Origin of the sequence: Streptomyces himastatinicus ATCC 53653 (assembly GCF_000158915.1) — a bacterium.
GTDB classification, from domain to species: Bacteria; Actinomycetota; Actinomycetes; order Streptomycetales; family Streptomycetaceae; genus Streptomyces; species Streptomyces himastatinicus.
In genome coordinates this window covers 3,689,371-3,707,005 of record NZ_GG657754.1, presented here as the reverse complement: position 1 = coordinate 3,707,005, position 17,635 = coordinate 3,689,371, and the positions used below count along the sequence as shown (strand labels likewise).

Below are 17,635 nucleotides of genomic sequence, written 5' to 3'. Positions count from 1 at the left end.
GGGACGAACGACGTCCGGGTCGCCCCAGATGAAAACAAGCCGAACTCCGTATGCAACCCTGGCGCTCGGCCTGTCATCTGTCAGGTCGGATCCGCGACGCCACGCCTGACCGTGACGGCAGGGGGTACCCGGGATACGAGGACTGAGGAGCACATGGCTGACGACCAGCACAGCACGCCGGTGACCCCGGGCCGACATCGAGCACGTGGAAGCGCCGGTGGACGCCGCCGCAAGCGTCCCAGTACCCGCCGCAGGGCCACGCACATCACCGTCTGGTCGGTCGCGTCCGTTCTGATCCTCGGCGGTGCCGGGGCGGGCTATCTCTACTTCAAGCTCAACGGCAACCTCACCGGTGTCGACGTCGACGCGGCCCTGGGCGCCGACCGTCCCAAGAACGTCGACAACGGCTCGATGGACATCCTCGTCCTCGGCTCCGACTCGCGCGCCGGGAAGAACGCCAAGTACGGCAAGGACGAGGGCACCTCGCGCTCCGACACCGCGATGATCGTTCACGTCTACAAGGGCCGCAAGAAGGCCAGCGTGGTCAGCATTCCGCGCGACACGCTCATCAAACGTCCCTCGTGCGAGAAGGACGGCAAGGAGAGCCCCGCCGTCCAGGAGGCGATGTTCAACAGCGCCTACGAGGCCGGTGGCCCCGCGTGCACCATCAAGACCGTCGAGGACATGAGCGGCATACGCATGGACCACTTCCTGGAGGTCGACTTCTCCGGCTTCCAGCAGCTGATCGACGACCTCGGCGGCGTCGACATCACCACCACCCAGGCGATCCACGACCCGAAGAGCCACCTGGACCTGGAGCCCGGGCCGCACACCCTCAACGGTGAGCAGTCCCTCGGCCTCGTACGGACCCGGCACGGCGTCGGCGACGGCAGTGACCTCGGCCGGATCAAGCTCCAGCAGGCGTTCGTCAAGGCGCTCCTCGACCAGATCAAGAGCGTCGACCTCTTCGGCAACCCGAAGAAGCTGTACGACCTGGCGAACACCTCCACCAAGGCGCTCACCACCGACTCCGAGCTGGCCTCGGTCAACAAGCTGTCGGGCTTCGCCAAGAGCCTCCAGGGCATCGGCTCGGGCAACATGAAGATGACCACGCTGCCCGTGCAGTACGACCCGAACGACCCGGCCCGGGTGCTGCCCATGGAGTCCAAGACCAAGCTGATCTGGAAGGCGCTGAAGGCGGACAAGCCGATCCCGGCGGCCGCCAGCAAGGGCTCCGCGGGCGACGCGAGCGACGCCGGCAACGTGGTCAAGTAGGACCGCGCGGAGGATGTCGGACGGGGTCGGGAATATCCCGGCCCCACCCCCGGTTTTGGGTGATGCGGCCAGTGCTGGCAAACTGGATCGTCGGCCCCGGTTCACGACGTGCAAACCCGCTCGTCGACCCGGCGCCCTCCCGAGAAACCAGGAGAATCCCTTGAAGCGCGACATCCACCCGGAGTACGTCGAGACCCAGGTCAGCTGCACCTGTGGCGCGTCCTTCACCACCCGTAGCACCGTGGGCGGCGGCACCATCCGTGCCGACATCTGCTCCGAGTGCCACCCGTTCTACACGGGTAAGCAGAAGATCCTCGACACCGGTGGCCGTGTGGCGCGGTTCGAGGCCCGCTTCGGCAAGAACGCCGGGTCCAAGAAGTAGCGACCCGCACGGCGCCGGTCCTCGGTCGCCCCCGCGCAGGGGCGACCGGACCGGCGTTTTGCGTCAGCCAGCCCGTCCGCCGGGCCGCCGGCCGGGCCTGTCGGCCGTCCTGTCCGGCCCGTATTCCCCGCGTCCACGCAGACCCACCCAGGGAGCCCTCATGTTCGAGGCGGTCGAGGATCTGATCGGCGAACACGCCGCCCTCGAAAAGCGGCTCGCCGACCCCGCGGTCCATGCCGACCAGCGCGAGGCGAAGCGGCTCAACAAGCGCTACGCCGAGCTGACCCCGATCATCGACACGTACCGGGACTGGAAGCAGACCGGGGACGACATCGAGACGGCCCAGGAGCTGGCGCAGGACGACCCGGACTTCGCCGACGAGGTCAAGGAGCTGGAGCTGCGCCGCGCGGAGCTGACCGACCGGCTGCGGCTGCTGCTGGTCCCGCGGGACCCCAGCGACGACAAGGACGTCATCCTCGAGGTCAAGGCGGGCGAGGGCGGCGAGGAGTCCGCGCTGTTCGCCGGCGACCTGCTGCGGATGTATCTGCGGTACGCCGAGCGGATCGGCTGGAAGACCGAGATCATCGACGCCAACGAGTCCGACCTCGGCGGCTACAAGGACGTCCAGGTGGCCGTGAAGGCCAAGGGGACCATCGAGCCCGGCCAGGGCGTGTGGGCCCGGCTGAAGTACGAGGGCGGGGTGCACCGCGTCCAGCGGGTGCCCGCCACCGAGTCCCAGGGCCGCATCCACACCTCCGCGGCCGGTGTGCTGGTCACGCCCGAGGCCGAGGAGGTCGAGGTCGAGATCGGCCCCAACGACCTGCGGATCGACGTCTACCGCTCCTCCGGTCCCGGCGGCCAGTCGGTCAACACCACCGACTCGGCGGTGCGCATCACCCACCTGCCCACCGGCATCGTCGTCTCCTGCCAGAACGAGAAGAGCCAGCTCCAGAACAAGGAGCAGGCGCTGCGCATCCTGCGCTCGCGGCTGCTGGCCGCCGCGCAGGAGGAGGCCGAGCGGGAGGCGTCGGACGCCCGCCGCAGCCAGGTCCGTACCGTCGACCGCTCCGAGCGCATCCGTACGTACAACTTCCCGGAGAACCGCATTTCGGACCACCGGGTGGGCTTCAAGGCGTACAACCTGGACCAGGTGCTCGACGGGGAGCTGGCGCCCGTCATCCAGGCGTGTGTCGACGCCGACGCGGCGGCGAAGCTCGCGGCGGCCCAGTAGGACCTTCCTCTTCGCAACTACGGACCGGCTGGAGGAATTCAGTGAACGTGCTGCTCGCCGAGGTGGCCCAGGCCACCCAGCGGCTGGCCGACGCGGGCGTGCCGTCCCCGCGCTTCGACGCGGAGGAGCTGGCCGCCTTCGTGCACGGCGTCAAGCGGGGAGAGCTGCACGGCGTCTCCGACGCCGACTTCGACGCCCGCTACTGGGAGGCGGTCGCCCGCCGCGAGGCCCGCGAACCCCTCCAGCACATCACCGGCCGCGCCTTCTTCCGCTACCTGGAGCTCCAGGTGGGCCCCGGCGTCTTCGTCCCCCGCCCGGAGACCGAGTCGGTCGTCGGCTGGGCCATAGACGCGGTCCGGGCCATGGACGTCGTGGAACCCCTCATCGTCGACCTGTGCACCGGCTCCGGAGCCATCGCCCTGGCCCTCGCCCAGGAGGTGCCCCGCTCCCGGGTGCACGCCGTGGAGCTGGACGAGGGTGCCCTTCTGTGGGCCCGCAAGAACGTCGAGGGGTCCCGCGTCGTTCTCCAGCGAGGAGACGCGTTGACGGCCCTGCCCGAGTTGGACGGGCAGGTGGACCTCGTCATCAGCAACCCCCCGTACATCCCGCTGACCGAGTGGGAGTACGTGGCGCCGGAGGCGCGCGACCACGACCCCCAGCTCGCGCTCTTCTCCGGTGAGGACGGCCTCGATGTGATCCGCGGCCTGGAGCGCACGGCCCACCGGCTGCTGCGGCCGGGCGGCGTGGTCGTCATCGAGCACGCAGACACCCAGGGCGGCCAGGTGCCGTGGATCTTCACGGAGGAGCGTGGCTGGGCGGACGCCGCCGACCACCCCGACCTGAACAAACGGCCCCGATTCGCCACCGCGCGGAAGGCCATGCCGTGACCGCGGCACCGCACCACACACTGGCCACGTACGAGGAGGACCGTTAAATGGCACGGCGATACGACTGCGGGGACGCGACCGACCGCAAGACCGGCCTGCGCGAGGCCGCGTCCGCCGTCCGCCGCGGCGAACTGGTCGTGCTGCCCACCGACACCGTCTACGGGATCGGTGCGGACGCCTTCAGCGCGGAGGCCGTCGGCGATCTGCTGGAGGCCAAGGGCCGGGGCCGCAACATGCCGACCCCCGTCCTGGTCGGCTCCCCGAACACCCTGCACGGCCTGGTCACCGACTTCTCCGAGCAGGCCTGGGAGCTGGTCGACGCCTTCTGGCCCGGTGCGCTCACCCTCGTCGCCCGGCACCAGCCGTCGCTGACCTGGGACCTGGGCGAGACCCGGGGCACCGTGGCGGTGCGGATGCCGCTGCACCCGGTCGCGATCGAGCTGCTGAACGACTTCGGCCCGATGGCGGTCTCCAGCGCCAACCTCACCGGACACCCGTCCCCGCAGGACTGCGACGCCGCCCAGGACATGCTGGGCGATTCCGTCTCGGTCTACCTCGACGGCGGCCCCACCCCGGCCGCGGTGCCCTCCTCCATCGTCGACGTCACCGGCAAGGTCCCGGTGCTGCTGCGTGCGGGCGCGCTCTCCGCCGAGCAGCTCCGTGAGGTCGTACCCGACCTCGAGGTGGCGAATTGACAGCCCCTGAGACGGGCCGTGGCATAGCGGAACACCGGGCGAAGCACGCCGAGACCTCGTTCCGCATCCTCCACGTCAGCACCGGCAACGTCTGCCGCTCGCCGATCACCGAGCGGCTGACCCGGCATGCCCTCACCCACCGGCTCGGCACGGCCCGCACCAGCGGGCTGATCGTGGAGAGCGCCGGCACCTGGGGCCACGAGGGCGCGCCGATGGAGGCGCACGCCGCCACCGTCCTGACCGACTTCGGCGCCGACCCGGACGGCTTCCTCGGCCGGGAGCTGCTGGACGAGCACGTCATCCGCGCCGACCTCGTGCTGACCGCGACCCGTGACCACCGGGCCCAGGTCATCTCGATGGGGCATTCGGCGGGCCTGCGCACCTTCACGCTCAAGGAGTTCACCCGGCTGGTACGGGCCATAGACCCCGCGACGCTGCCCGATCCGGAGGAGGCGGGCGGCGTGGTCGAGCGCGCCCGGTCCCTGGTCCAGGCGGCGGCCGCGCTGCGCGGCTGGCTGCTGGCGCCGAACGAGGAGGCGGACGAGGTGCACGACCCGTACGGGGCGCCCATCACCTTCTTCCGCTCCATCGGCGACGAGATCAACCAGGCGCTGGACCCGGTCGTCACCGCGCTCACGGGGGTCCCGGCCCCGGCGTAGCCCCCCTGGTGGCCCCGGCCGCGGCGCGCGCCCGTGCCGGTGCGGGCCTACATTGGGGGTGACGCCCGACGAATGTGAGCACGCGATGGCCGTCAGCGCGGTTCCGTGGGGGCCCGATTTCGGCGAGCTGGCCCGGCAGGACCCCGAGCTGGCCGGGATCATCACGGGCGAGCTGGAGCGCGTCCGGGGCAGTCTTCAGCTGATCGCCGCGGAAAACTACACCTCGCGGGCGGTGCTCGCCGCCCTGGCCTCGCCGCTGGCCAACAAGTACGCCGAGGGCTACCCCGGGGCCCGCCACCACGGGGGCTGTGAGCTGGTGGACGTCGCCGAGCGGGTGGCCCAGAGCCGGGCGACGGCGCTGTTCGGCGCAAGCCACGCCAATGTGCAGCCGCATTCGGGTTCCTCCGCGGTGCTCGCCGCGTACGCCGCGCTGCTGCGGCCCGGCGACACGGTGCTGGCGATGGCGCTGCCGCACGGCGGCCACCTCACCCACGGCTCCCCGGCGAACTTCTCCGGCCGCTGGTTCCACTTCATCGGCTACGGCGTCGACCCGGCCACCGGGCTGCTCGACTACGACCGGCTGCGCGAGCTGGCGCTCGCCCACCGTCCGAAGGCGATCGTGTGCGGCTCGATCTCGTACCCCCGCCATCTGGACTACGCCGCCTTCCGGACCATCGCCGACGAGGTGGGCGCGTATCTCGTCGCCGACGCGGCGCACCCCATCGGCCTGGTGGCCGGGAAGGCGGCGCCGAACCCGGTGCCGTACGCGGACGTCGTGTGCGCCACCACCCACAAGGTGCTGCGCGGGCCGCGCGGCGGAATGCTGCTGTGCGGCGCGGAGCTGGCCGAGCGGGTCGACCGCGCCGTGTTCCCCTTCACTCAGGGCGGCGCCCAGATGCACACCGTGGCGGCCAAGGCGGTGGCGTTCGGCGAGGCCGCCACGCCCGCGTTCGCCACGTACGCCCGGCAGGTCGTGGCCAACGCGCGAACCCTGGCCGACGGGCTGGCGGCGGCGGGGCTGACGGTGGCCACCGGAGGCACCGACACCCACATGATCACCGTCGATGTGTCCCCGCTGGGGCTCGACGGCCGTGCGGCGAAGGCCCGTTGCGCGGCCGCCGGGATCATCCTGGACACCTGCGCGCTGGCCTCCGCCACCGAACCCGGCGGCTGCGTCCGCGGGTTGCGGCTCGGGACCGCGGCGGTGACGACACAGGGCATGGAGGAGGGCGAGATGGAGCGGATCGGCGCGCTGCTGACGATCGCCCTGCGCGAGGACGAGGAGGCACCCCGAACGCGCGGGGTGCGCGCGGAAGTCAGGGAACTGGCCGCGGCATTTCCTCCGTATCCGCCGTGAACTCCCTTGCGGGGTAAATAGCTCGGCCTGGAAATGGCGTGGCCTTGCGCCGCCCTGACGTCCGGTAATATTTTGAGGGCATGGCGAATCAAGTCGAATCCTCATCGGGAATTCTGTCGTACGTGCGCGAGGTATCGCTGCGAGAAGACGACATTCTGCGTGACCTCCGTGAACTCACCGGTGAACTGCCCATGGGCCAGGCCATGCAGGTGATGGCCGAAGAGGGGCAGTTCCTGGCCTTTCTGGTCGGCCTGATCGGGGCCCGGAACGTCCTGGAGATCGGGACGTTCACCGGCTACAGCACCCTGTGCATGGCGCGGGCGATCCCGTCGGACGGTCGTCTGGTCACCTGCGATATCACCAGCAAATGGCCCGACATCGCCGCCGAGTACTGGACCAAGGCGGACGTGGCGGACCGTATTGACGTCCGTATCGGTGATGCGGGCGAAACGCTTTCCGGGCTTCTCGCCGACGGCGGTCCTGGCGCATTCGATTTCGTGTTCATCGACGCCGACAAGGCGAACTACCGCCGCTATTACGAATCGGCGCTCGAGCTGGTGCGGCCCGGCGGGCTCATCGCCGTGGACAACACCCTCTTCTTCGGCCGGGTGATCGACCCCTCCGCCCAGGACGCCGACACCGTCGCCATCCGTGAACTGAACGCCTCCCTGCGCGACGACCACCGGGTGGAGCTCTCGCTCCTTCCGGTGGCCGACGGCATCACCCTGCTGCGCAAGCTCTGAGCCGGCGCCTCGTTCAGGCCCTTGCCGCCAGATGATCAGCGGCGAGGGCCGGAGCGGTGAGCTGAAGGGTGGGATGCGGATCGCGCCGCTCCGGCACCAGGTGCAGCCGCTCGATGTCCGGCGCGCCCGGTTCGGCGAGACCGGCCACACACGCACACGGTTCGGCGGTGAAACCGGCGAACCGGTAGGCGATCTCCATCATGCGGTTGCGGTCCGTGCGCCGGAAGTCCGCCACCAGGTGCGCACCGGCCTGGGCCGCCTCGTCGATCAGCCAGTTGAGGATCGCCGCGCCCGCGCCGAACGAGACCACCCGGCAGGATGTGGCGAGCAGCTTGAGGTGCCAGACGTCGGCCCCCGTCGCCAGCAGCATCACCCCGACCGCACCGTGCGGGCCGAAGCGGTCCGCCATGGTGGTCACCAGGACCTCATGGCCGGGGTCGGCCAGCAGACCGCGCAGCGTCGCGTCGGAGTAGTGCACCCCGGTCGCGTTCATCTGGCTGGTGCGCAGCGTCAGCTCTTCGACGCGGGAGAGCTGCTCCCCGGTCGCCCGCTCGATGCTCATCTCCAGCTTCAGGGACCGGAGGAAGTCCTCGTCCGGACCGCTGAACGCGGCCTGTTCGGCTTCCCGCTCGAATCCCGCCTGGTACATCTGGCGGCGCCGACGGGAATCGACGGTGACCGTCTCGGGGCTGAATTCCGGCAGCTCCGCCAGGGTCAGAAGCTGATCTGCCGGATAGCACCGGACGTCCGGCAGATGGAAGGTGACCTCGGCCCGCTCGGCGGGCTGGTCGTCGATGAACGCGATGGTGCCGTGCGCGAACTTCAGCCGTTCGGCGATCGTACGCACCGAATTCGACTTGGGTCCCCACCCGATCTGGGGCAGGACGAAGTACTCGGCGAGACCGAGCGCTTCCAGTTTGGCCCAGGCGAGATCGTAGTCGTTCTTGCTGGAGACGGACTGAAGAATGCCGCGGGAATCGAGCGTGACGATCAGTTCCCGCACCGCGTCCGGCAGCGTCACCTGATCGTCCTCCAGCAGGGTGCCCTGCCAGAGCGTGTTGTCCAGATCCCAGACCAAGCACTTCACCGTGGCCGGTTTTTCAGACACGGATCATTCCCCCTGATTCGTCATTCCGCCGTGGAAACGGCGTGCTGTGCCAGAATCAACTGGCAGATCTCGTTGCTGCCCTCGATGATTTCCATCAGCTTCGCGTCCCGGTACGCACGCGCCACCACATGGCCGTCCCGGGCCCCCGCCGACGCCATCACCTGGACCGCGGAGGCTGCCCCCGTGGCGGCGTGGCCGGCGCTGACGTGTTTCGCGAGCACGGTGGAGATGACCATGTCGGGAGAGCCCGCGTCCCAGCAGTCGCTGGCGTGTTCACAGGCCCGGGACGCGGTCTGCTCGGCGACGAACAGCTCGGCCAGATGGCGCCCGACGAGCTGGTGTTCGCCGATCGGCTTGCCGGACTGCTTGCGGGTGGCGGCGTGCCGCGCCGCCGTGTTCCGGCACGCGCGCAGGATGCCCACGCACCCCCAGGCCACCGAGATACGGCCGTACGCGAGTGCGGTGGTGACCAGCAGCGGAAGCGGCGCACCCGGGCTGCCGAGCACACTGGAGGCGGGCAGCCGCACCGAGTCGAACCGCAGGTTGGCGTGGCCGGCGGCCCGGCATCCCATCGGGTCGGCGACCCGTTCCACCGTCACCCCGGGCGCCGAGGCGGGGACCACGACGGCGGCCGCGCCACCGTCGCACTGGCCGAAGACGACCAGCAGGTCCGCGTAGTACGCGCCCGTGACCCACACCTTGTGGCCGTCGAGGACGACCGAGTCACCGTCGAGGGTGATCGTGGTGCTCATCGTCGACAGATCGGAACCGGCGTCGGTCTCGCTGAAGCCCACCGCCGCCAGCCGGCCGCTGACCAGCTGGGGCAGCAGTTCGGCGGACTGGTCCCGGTTGGCCAGGCGCTGGATGGTCCAGGCCGCCATGCCCTGGGAGGTCATCACGCTGCGCAGCGAACTGCACCGGCTGCCGACGTGTGCGGTCAGCTCTCCGTTGGCGCGGCTGCTGAGGCCCCGTCCGCCGTGAGTGGCGGCCACTTCGGCGCACAGCCAACCCTGGGCGCCGAGCGTGCTGAGCAGGTGGCGGGGGATCTGCCCGTCGAGATCCCAGTGTTCGGGCTGGTCGCCGATGAGTGTGTCGATGGCCTTCAGCTCATCGGCGAGCCCGTCGGCGAGCGGGTCGGTACGCCGCTCAGGCACCGCCGACCGCCGCCGACGCGTCACGGAGCCGCAGCACCAGCTCGGTCATCTGCCGCACGGTCCGGAAGTTGTCCAGCTTCAGGTCCGCGCCGACGATCGCCACCTCGTAGTGCTGCTCCAGGTGCACGACGAGTTCCATGGCGAACATCGAGGACACGAGCCCGGAGGCGAAGAGGTCCTGGGTCGGCGGCACCGCGGTCTTGGTGCGCTCCTCCAGGAAGCTCAGCAGCGCCTGCTCGATGGATTCGGCGGTCACCGGGGCGGTGGTGGGCTGGTCGGACATCAGGACATCGCCTTTCCGTAGGAGTAGAAGCCACGGCCGGACTTACGGCCGAGGTCGCCGTCGCGTACCTTCGCCAGCAGCAGATCGCAGGGCTTGCACGCCTCGTCACCGGTGCGTTCGTACAGAACGGCCAGGGAGTCGGCGAGGTTGTCGAGACCGATCAGATCGCCGGTCCGCAGGGGTCCTGTGGGGTGTCCGAGGCACCCTTCCATCAGCTCGTCCACGGCCTCGACCGTGGCGGTGCCCTCGCCGACGATCCGCGCCGCGGCGTTGATCATCGGGTGCAGCAGCCTGCTGGTCACGAAGCCGGGGGCGTCCTGGACCAGGACGGCGCGCCGGTCCATGGCGCCGAGCAGCGCGACGACCGCGTCCACGGCGGCGTCGCCGGTGCGCGGGCCGCGGCTGACCTCGACCATCTTGATCAGGTACGAGGGGTTCATGAAGTGGGTGCCGAGCAGCTCCTCCGGCCGGGTGACCGCGTCGGCCAGCTCGGCGATCGGGATGCCGGAGGTGTTGGAGATCAGCGGGGTGCCGGGCCGGACCACGGCCGAGATGTCGGCCAGCACCTTGGCCTTCGCCTCGGGCGCCTCGGTGATCGCCTCGATGACGGCGGTGGCATCCGCCACCTCGGGAAGGGACACGGTGGTGACCAGCTCGCCGGTGGCACGGCCGGCGGGCAGGGCGCCCATCAGCTGGGCGTGGCGCAACTGCTGGGTGATCCTGCCCCGCGCGTCGTCGAGTGTTGTCTCATCGACGTCGACCAGGACAACCGGGATGCCGTGGCCGAGCACCAAGGTGGCGATGCCCGAACCCATCACCCCCGCGCCCACGATGGCCACCTGATGGCCGATTGGCTCGTTCATCGCTGCCGGACACACTCCTTCGCGCTCACTGGACCGAGTCGTTGTGGCTTGCTGGCTTCAGGAGGGGATGCTCACGCACGCAGGCGTACCGCATGAGCGATGCGCTCCCGGGCAGGCCCGGGCCGCCCGCATGCGGGGGTAAGGGTTTTCGATGAAACGCGGAACGGCGCAACGAAGCGTCGGTTACGGCGAATGGTCAAGCCGATCGCCGTAACGCGAAGGCAGCGCAGGCCGCGTAGGCAAGAGATTAATTCAGGGGTAAACAGAGTCCCCTGGAAAGGCCGTGGTCAACGGCCCTGTAGTCGTCCCCGTTGTGAGTCTGGATCTAGCGCACCCCCGTGTGCTCCCCCTTGATCGCTTCGTCAACTTAGCACGCACCGGGGGGCGTTGGAAGTGCTGTCTTCACCACTCACCAACCGCCTGTGAAGGTTGGGCGAAACCGGACCCACGTCGCCAAAGCGGGACCAGTTCCGCGGATCAGATGGAGCTTGACGCCGGAACGGATCAGCGAGGTAGTGTTGCGATGCCTTGCGGGATGTTTATCGGGGCGCCGGGGACCACCCCTTTTCATTGAGTTCATTGAAGAGGGGGCCGGTGGGTGCGAATGTCCACTTTTTGCGCGGAGCGGGGGAATTCTGCGTGTTGTCAAGCATGCCTGGGCTGTCGAATGCCTACATTGCGGTTATTGGAATGTCCTGCCGATTTTCCGGCGTCGCCAATCCCGCGGACTTCTGGCAGCTGCTGAGGAACGGCACCGGTGCGGTTTCCGGCATGCCCCGCCAGCGCATGAACGTTGAACATTCTCGTCAGGGTGAAACCGGTGGCGGCGAATCGATTGCCCGAGGCTCCTTCTTGGAGCGAGTGGATCAATTCGACCCCGGTCTCTTCGGGATCTCCGCGCGCGAAGCCGCGGCCATGGATCCGCAGCAGCGACTGATGCTGGAACTGGCCTGGGAGGCGCTGGAGGATTCCGGAATCCCGCCTTCGGGACGGCCTTCGGAGCGATCTTCGGCGTCAAAAGGCGACGTGACAGGCGTATTCGTCGGCGCCATGTGGGACGACTACGCGACGCTCACGCACCGCCAGGGTGCGTCGGCCGTCGGGCAGCACGCCATGACCGGCCTCGCGCGGAGCATCATCGCCAACCGGGTGTCCTACGCCCTGGGGCTCCGAGGCCCCAGCATGACCGTGGACACGGGGCAGTCGTCCTCGTTGGTCGCCGTGCACCAGGCGGTTCAGGCACTGCGGGCGGGCGAGTGCTCCGTGGCCCTGGCCGGCGGGGTGAACCTCGTACTGGCCCCGGAGAGTTCGGACCGTTCGGAAAAGTTCGGCGGCCTTTCTCCCGACGGGGAGTGCCGTACTTTCGACGCCCGGGCGAATGGTTATGTCCGGGGTGAGGGCGGCGGACTCGTCGTCCTCAAGGAGTTGTCGCGGGCGCGTGCGGACGGGGACCGGATTCTCTGCGTCATCCGGGGCAGTGCGGTGAACAATGACGGCGGTGGAGAAGGGCTTGTCGCGCCGCACCGCATCGCGCAGGAAGAGCTTTTGGGGCTTGCCTGTCAGCGGGCGGGAGTGGAACCGGCCGCCGTGCAATACGTTGAACTTCACGGAACCGGAACGCGACTCGGCGATCACGTCGAAGCCACCGCGCTCGGCGCCGTCATGGGGAATGGCCGCCCGGCGGACGATCCGCTACGGGTCGGATCGGTGAAAACCAATCTGGGCCACCTTGAGGGCGCCGCCGGTATCGCCGGGTTAATCAAGACCATTCTCGCCATCAGGAACAGGCGCATCCCGGCGAGCCTGAATTTCCGGGACCCGCGTCCCGACATTCCGCTGGACGCCCTCCGGCTGCGGGTACAGACATCCCTGGAACCCTGGCCGCACGAGGACGCCCAACTCCTCGCCGGAGTCTCCGCGTTCGGGATGGGCGGGACGAACGCGCACGTGGTGCTGGAAGAAGCCCCGGCCGTCACCCCCAGAGCCGCTTCGGTCGAGCCCGCCGTGGTGCCGTGGGTGGTGTCGGGCCGTGGCGAGGCCGCGTTGCGGGAGCAGGCGGAACGGCTGCTGGCGCGGGTGGAGGGCGACACGGGGCTGTCGCCGCTGGACGTGGGATGGTCGCTGGCCTCGGGGCGCGCGGAGCTGGAGCGGCGTGCGGTGCTGACCGCCACCGGCCGCGATGAGCTGCTGCGGGCGCTCGGCGCGCTGGCGCGGGGCGAGACTGCATCGGGCCTGGTCGAGGGTACGGCGGGCGACGGCAAGGTGGCGTTCCTGTTCACCGGGCAGGGCAGCCAGCGGCTCGGCATGGGGCGTGAGCTGTACGACACCTATCCGGTGTTCGCCGAGGCCCTGGACGAGGTGTGTGCACACCTGGACCCGCACCTTGAACGGCCCCTGAAGGGTGTGCTGTTCGGCGAGGACGCCTCGCTGCTGGACCAGACGGGATTCACCCAGCCCGCGCTGTTCGCGGTCGAGGTGGCGCTGTTCCGGCTGGTCGAGGCATGGGGTCTGCGGCCCGACTTCCTCTCCGGCCACTCCATCGGTGAGCTGACCGCCGCGCATGTGGCGGGTGTGCTCACGCTCGCGGACGCGTCCACCCTCGTAGCCGCTCGTGGTCGCCTGATGCAGGCCCTGCCCACCGGCGGCGCGATGATCGCGGTGCAGGCCACGGAGGCCGAGGTGGCGCCGCTGCTCACCGACCGGGTGGGCATCGCCGCCCTCAACGGGCCGACGTCGGTGGTCATCGCGGGTGACGAGGACGTGGCGTTGGAGATCGCCGTGTCGTTCGAGGCGCAGGGCCGTAAGACCAAGCGGCTCGCGGTGAGCCACGCGTTCCATTCGCCGCGCATGGACGGGATGCTGGACGCGTTCCGCGAGGTTGCGCAGGGGCTGTCGTACGAGGCCCCGAGCATCCCGGTCGTCTCCAATCTCACCGGGGACGTGGTCTCCGCCGAGGAGATCACGACTCCCGACTTCTGGGTGCGGCATGTGCGCGAGGCCGTCCGCTTCTCCGACGGCATCAGCGCTCTCCACGCCGCGGGCGTCGGCGTCTTCGTCGAGGTCGGACCGGGTGGAGCGCTCAGCTCGATGGGCGCCGAGACCGTGTCCGACGCGGTGTTCGTACCGGTGCTACGGGCCGGGCGCCCCGAGGAGCGGGCCTTCGTCGGGGGAGTGGCCCGGGCGTGGGTTCACGGCGCGCCGGTGGACTGGCGGCGGGCGTTCGAGGGGACGGGTGCGTCCCGCGTCGATCTGCCCACGTACGCCTTCCAGCGCCAGAGGTACTGGATCGGCGAGACCACCAGGACCGCCGAGGACGCGGCGCCGGAGCGCGGCAGCGTCCTGGCCGGGCGGATCGCCGCCGCGGGCGACCAGGAACGGCGCCGGGAGGTGCGGGCGCTGGTGCTCGCGCAGACCGCGGTGGTCCTGGAGTACGCGTCGGCGGACATGGTGGACGCGGACCGCACGTTCAAGGATCTGGGCTTCGACTCGCTGACCGCGGTCGAGCTGCGCAACCTGCTGAACACCGCGACCGGCCTCACGCTGCCGTCCTCGCTGCTCTTCGACTACCCCACCCCCACGGCCCTCGTGCGGCACCTGGTGAGCCTGCTGACCGGAGCGCCGCAGGACGCCGACGCCGTGGCGCCGGAGCCGTTCGCCGTGACCGGTGACGATCCGATCGCCATCGTGGGCATGGGCTGCCGACTGCCCGGCGGTGCCGGGTCGCCGGAGGAGCTGTGGCGCCTGGTCACCTCGGGCGGCGACGCGATCTCCGACTTCCCGGCCGACCGCGGCTGGGACCTGGCGGCGCTGTACGACGAGGACCCGGAGCGGTCCGGGACGTCGTACGTACGCGAGGGCGGCTTCCTGCACGACGCGGCCGAGTTCGACCCGGCGTTCTTCGGGATCTCGCCGCGCGAGGCCCTTGCCATGGATCCGCAGCAGCGGCTGCTGCTGGAGACGGCGTGGGAGGCGTTCGAGCGCGCGGGCATCGACCCGTCCTCGGTGCGGGGCAGCCGGGCCGGGGTCTTCGCGGGGGCCATGTCCCAGGACTACGGCGCTCCGCTGCACCAGGCCGCCGAGGGGCTGGACGGCTACCTGATCACCGGCAAGGCGGCCGGCGTGATCTCCGGCCGACTGGCCTACTTCCTCGGCCTGGAGGGGCCCGCGGTCACCGTCGACACGGCGTGCTCGTCGTCGCTGGTGGCCCTGCACCAGGCGGCACAGTCGCTGCGGGCGGGCGAATGCTCGCTCGCCCTGGCCGGTGGTGTGACCGTGATGGCCACACCGGGGATGTTCACCGAGTTCAGCAGGCAGCGCGGGCTCGCGGTGGACGGGCGCTCCAAGGCGTTCGCGGCGGCCGCGGACGGGACGTCCTGGTCCGAGGGCGCGGGCATGCTGCTGCTGGAACGGCTGTCGGACGCGCGCCGCAACGGACACACCGTGCTCGCCGTGATCCGTGGTTCGGCGGTGAACCAGGACGGTGCGTCCAACGGTCTGACGGCGCCCAACGGCCCCTCCCAGCAGCGGGTGATCCGCCAGGCGCTGGCGAACGCGCGGCTGACGGCGGCCGAGGTGGACGCCGTGGAGGCGCACGGCACCGGGACGACGCTGGGCGACCCGATCGAGGCACAGGCCCTGATCGCCACGTACGGACAGGGCCGGGCCGAGGGCCAGCCGCTGTGGCTGGGGTCGCTGAAGTCCAACATCGGGCACACGCAGGCCGCCGCCGGTGTGGCCGGTGTCATCAAGATGGTGGAAGCCATGCGCCACGGTGTGCTGCCGCGGTCGCTGCACGTGGACGAGCCGACGCCGCAGGTGGACTGGTCGTCGGGTGCGGTGCAGCTGCTGACGGAGGCGCGGGAGTGGCCGGAGGCCGAAGACCGTCCGCGTCGCGCGGGGGTGTCCTCGTTCGGTATCAGCGGCACCAACGCCCATCTCATCCTGGAGCAGGCCCCGGAGGCTCAGCCCGCCCCGGCTCCGGCCGTGCCGGCGGTGGTGCCGTGGGTGCTGTCCGGGCGCGGCCCGGAGGCGCTGCGGGGCCAGGCGGCGCGGTTGCTCTCCCGAGTGGAGGGTGACGGCGGGCTGTCGCCGGTGGATGTGGGCTGGTCGCTGGCCTCCGGCCGGGCGGCGTTCGAGAACCGCGCGGTGGCCCTCGGCGTCGCCGGGCTGGCCGCCCTCGCGCGCGGCGAGGACACGCCGGGCCTGGTGACCGGGCCCGCCGACGGCGTGACCCGCGCCGGTGAGCGCGTGGTGTTCGTCTTCCCCGGGCAGGGGTCGCAGTGGACCGGCATGGCCGTGGAACTGCTCGACACCTCACCGGTGTTCGCGGCGCGGATGGCCGAATGCGGCCGGGCGCTGGCCGAGTACGTGGACTGGGACCTGGAGGGCGTGCTGCGGCAGGCCCCGGGGGCGCCGACGCTGGAGCGCGTCGACGTCGTCCAGCCCGCGCTGTTCGCGGTGATGGTGTCGCTGGCGGCGCTGTGGCGTTCGTACGGGGTCGAGCCGTCCGCCGTCGTCGGACATTCCCAGGGCGAGATCGCGGCGGCGTGCGCGGTGGGCGCCCTGACCTTGCGCGACGCGGCGCGGGTGGCGGCCCTGCGGTCCCAGGCGATCGCCGAGGAACTGGCCGGGCTCGGCGGCATGGTGTCGCTGGCCCTGACCGCCGAGCAGGCCACGGAGCGCATCGCCGACTGGTCCGGCAGGCTCTCCCTGGCCACGGTCAACGGCCCCACCTCGGTCGTGGTGGCCGGTGACGTCGACGCCCTGGACGAGCTGCTGGCCGCCTGTGAGGCCGACGGGGTGCGGGCGCGCCGTATCGCCGTGGACTACGCCTCGCATTCGACCCACGTCGAGGCCATCGAGGAGAAGCTGGCCCGCGTCCTGGCCGGGATCGCGCCCGAGCCGTCGCCGGTGCCGTTCTACTCGACCGTGACCGGCGGTCTGCTGGACACCACCGCGCTGGACAGCGGCTACTGGTACCGCAACCTGCGGCAGACGGTGCGCTTCGAGGAGACCGTCGGGGCCGTGCTGGAGGCCGGGGACGCGGTCTTCGTCGAGGTGTCCGCGCATCCCGTGCTGGCGGCGGCCGTCCAGGAGACCGCCGAGGCGCGGGGCGCCGAACAGTCGGCGGTCGTGGGCTCGCTGCGCCGGGACGAGGGCGGTCCGGAGCGGTTCGCCGCCTCGCTCGCCGAAGCCTGGGTGCGCGGTGTCCGGGTGGACTGGACGCGGGCGTTCGAGGGTGCGAGCGCGCGGCGCGTGGACCTGCCGACGTACGCCTTCCAGCGGCAGCGCTACTGGCTGGAGGCCTCGGCCGCCGCGGCTTCTGTGACCGCTTCGGACGAGGTCGACGCCCGCTTCTGGGAGGCGGTCGAGAGCCAGGACCTGGCGTCCCTCGGCAGCACCCTCGACATCTCGCCCGAGCAGCCGTTCAGCGAGATCCTGCCCGCCCTGTCGACGTGGCGGGCGCGGCAGCGAGAGCAGTCGCTCCTCGACGGCCTGCGGTACGACATCACGTGGCAGCCGCTCGGTACGACGCCGCAGCCCGCGCTGTCGGGCACCTGGCTCGTCGCCGTGCCCTACGCCCTGGCGGCCGACCCGTGGACGGTGTCCGTGGTCCGCGGGCTGGACGCCTCGGGGGCCCGTACGGCGATCCTGCCGGTGGAGACCGGCGCGCGTGACCGGGCCGCCCTCGCGCGGTCCGTGGCCGAGGTGCTCGGCGACGCCTCGCCGGTGGCGGGGGTGTTGTCCCTGCTGGCGCCGGACTCCGGCGCACGGCACGACGGCGTACCCGCCGGACTGGCCGGAACCGTCGCGCTGTTCCAGGCGCTGGACGACGCCGGTGTCACGGCACCGTTGTGGTGCGCCACGCGCGGCGCCGTCGCCATCGGCCCCGCCGAGCGGCTGAGCGGCGTCGACCAGGCGCAGGTGTGGGGCTTCGGCCGGGTCGCGGCCCTGGAACACCCCGAGCGCTGGGGCGGTCTGATCGACCTCCCGGACAC

At 70.8% G+C, this 17,635-nt stretch carries 13 protein-coding genes; 9 read left to right on the top strand and 4 right to left on the bottom strand.

Annotated elements, in window-relative coordinates; genetic code table 11:
* Window positions 1-153: 153 nt before the first annotated feature.
* The 8 genes from SSOG_RS14940 (at window position 154) to SSOG_RS14905 (ending at window position 7,229) form a co-directional block, all read left to right on the top strand.
* On the top strand, window positions 154-1,275 hold the full coding sequence (locus SSOG_RS14940) for an LCP family protein (RefSeq protein ID WP_009715060.1): 1,122 nt from the start codon (window positions 154-156) through the stop codon (window positions 1,273-1,275).
* 160 nt (window positions 1,276-1,435) lie between these two features.
* Window positions 1,436-1,657, top strand: coding sequence for a 50S ribosomal protein L31 (gene rpmE / locus SSOG_RS14935; protein WP_009715059.1), 222 nt, complete (start codon window positions 1,436-1,438; stop codon window positions 1,655-1,657).
* A 160-nt stretch (window positions 1,658-1,817) separates the two neighbouring features.
* Window positions 1,818-2,888, top strand: coding sequence for a peptide chain release factor 1 (prfA, locus tag SSOG_RS14930; RefSeq protein ID WP_009715058.1), 1,071 nt, complete (start codon window positions 1,818-1,820; stop codon window positions 2,886-2,888).
* A gap of 41 nt (window positions 2,889-2,929) precedes the next feature.
* Window positions 2,930-3,775, top strand: coding sequence for a peptide chain release factor N(5)-glutamine methyltransferase (gene prmC, locus SSOG_RS14925; RefSeq protein WP_009715057.1), 846 nt, complete (start codon window positions 2,930-2,932; stop codon window positions 3,773-3,775).
* Window positions 3,776-3,822: 47 nt separating this feature from the next.
* On the top strand, window positions 3,823-4,470 hold the full coding sequence (locus SSOG_RS14920; RefSeq protein ID WP_009715056.1) for an L-threonylcarbamoyladenylate synthase: 648 nt from the start codon (window positions 3,823-3,825) through the stop codon (window positions 4,468-4,470).
* Window positions 4,467-5,129, top strand: a complete 663-nt coding sequence (locus SSOG_RS14915) for an arsenate reductase/protein-tyrosine-phosphatase family protein (protein WP_009715055.1) — start codon at window positions 4,467-4,469, stop codon at window positions 5,127-5,129. Before SSOG_RS14920 ends, SSOG_RS14915 begins: the two co-directional genes overlap by 4 nt.
* A gap of 85 nt (window positions 5,130-5,214) precedes the next feature.
* Window positions 5,215-6,486 (top strand): serine hydroxymethyltransferase, encoded by a 1,272-nt coding sequence (locus SSOG_RS14910; RefSeq protein WP_009715054.1) that lies wholly within the window; start codon window positions 5,215-5,217, stop codon window positions 6,484-6,486.
* A gap of 80 nt (window positions 6,487-6,566) precedes the next feature.
* Window positions 6,567-7,229, top strand: coding sequence for an O-methyltransferase (locus SSOG_RS14905; protein ID WP_009715053.1), 663 nt, complete (start codon window positions 6,567-6,569; stop codon window positions 7,227-7,229).
* 13 nt (window positions 7,230-7,242) lie between these two features.
* On the opposite strand, the gene SSOG_RS14900 is transcribed toward SSOG_RS14905, so the two are convergent.
* Genes SSOG_RS14900 through SSOG_RS14885 form a run of 4 tightly spaced genes read right to left on the bottom strand, consistent with a single transcriptional unit; the run spans window position 7,243 to window position 10,637 of the window.
* Complete coding sequence (locus SSOG_RS14900) at window positions 7,243-8,337, bottom strand: HAD-IIIC family phosphatase (protein ID WP_009715052.1); 1,095 nt, start codon at window positions 8,335-8,337, stop codon at window positions 7,243-7,245.
* A 20-nt stretch (window positions 8,338-8,357) separates the two neighbouring features.
* Window positions 8,358-9,443 (bottom strand): acyl-CoA dehydrogenase family protein, encoded by a 1,086-nt coding sequence (locus SSOG_RS14895; RefSeq protein WP_009715051.1) that lies wholly within the window; start codon window positions 9,441-9,443, stop codon window positions 8,358-8,360.
* A gap of 40 nt (window positions 9,444-9,483) precedes the next feature.
* A complete protein-coding gene (locus SSOG_RS14890; protein ID WP_009715050.1) occupies window positions 9,484-9,774 on the bottom strand; it encodes an acyl carrier protein in 291 nt (96 codons plus the stop codon).
* Window positions 9,774-10,637 carry a 3-hydroxyacyl-CoA dehydrogenase family protein gene (locus SSOG_RS14885; RefSeq protein ID WP_039937615.1) on the bottom strand — a complete coding sequence of 288 codons (864 nt, stop codon included), beginning with the start codon at window positions 10,635-10,637 and terminating at the stop codon, window positions 9,774-9,776. Before SSOG_RS14885 ends, SSOG_RS14890 begins: the two co-directional genes overlap by 1 nt.
* A gap of 651 nt (window positions 10,638-11,288) precedes the next feature.
* Between SSOG_RS14885 and SSOG_RS14880 the strand changes: the two genes are divergently transcribed.
* A partial coding sequence (locus SSOG_RS14880) for a type I polyketide synthase (RefSeq protein WP_009715048.1) occupies window positions 11,289-17,635 on the top strand: 6,347 nt, incomplete at its 3' end.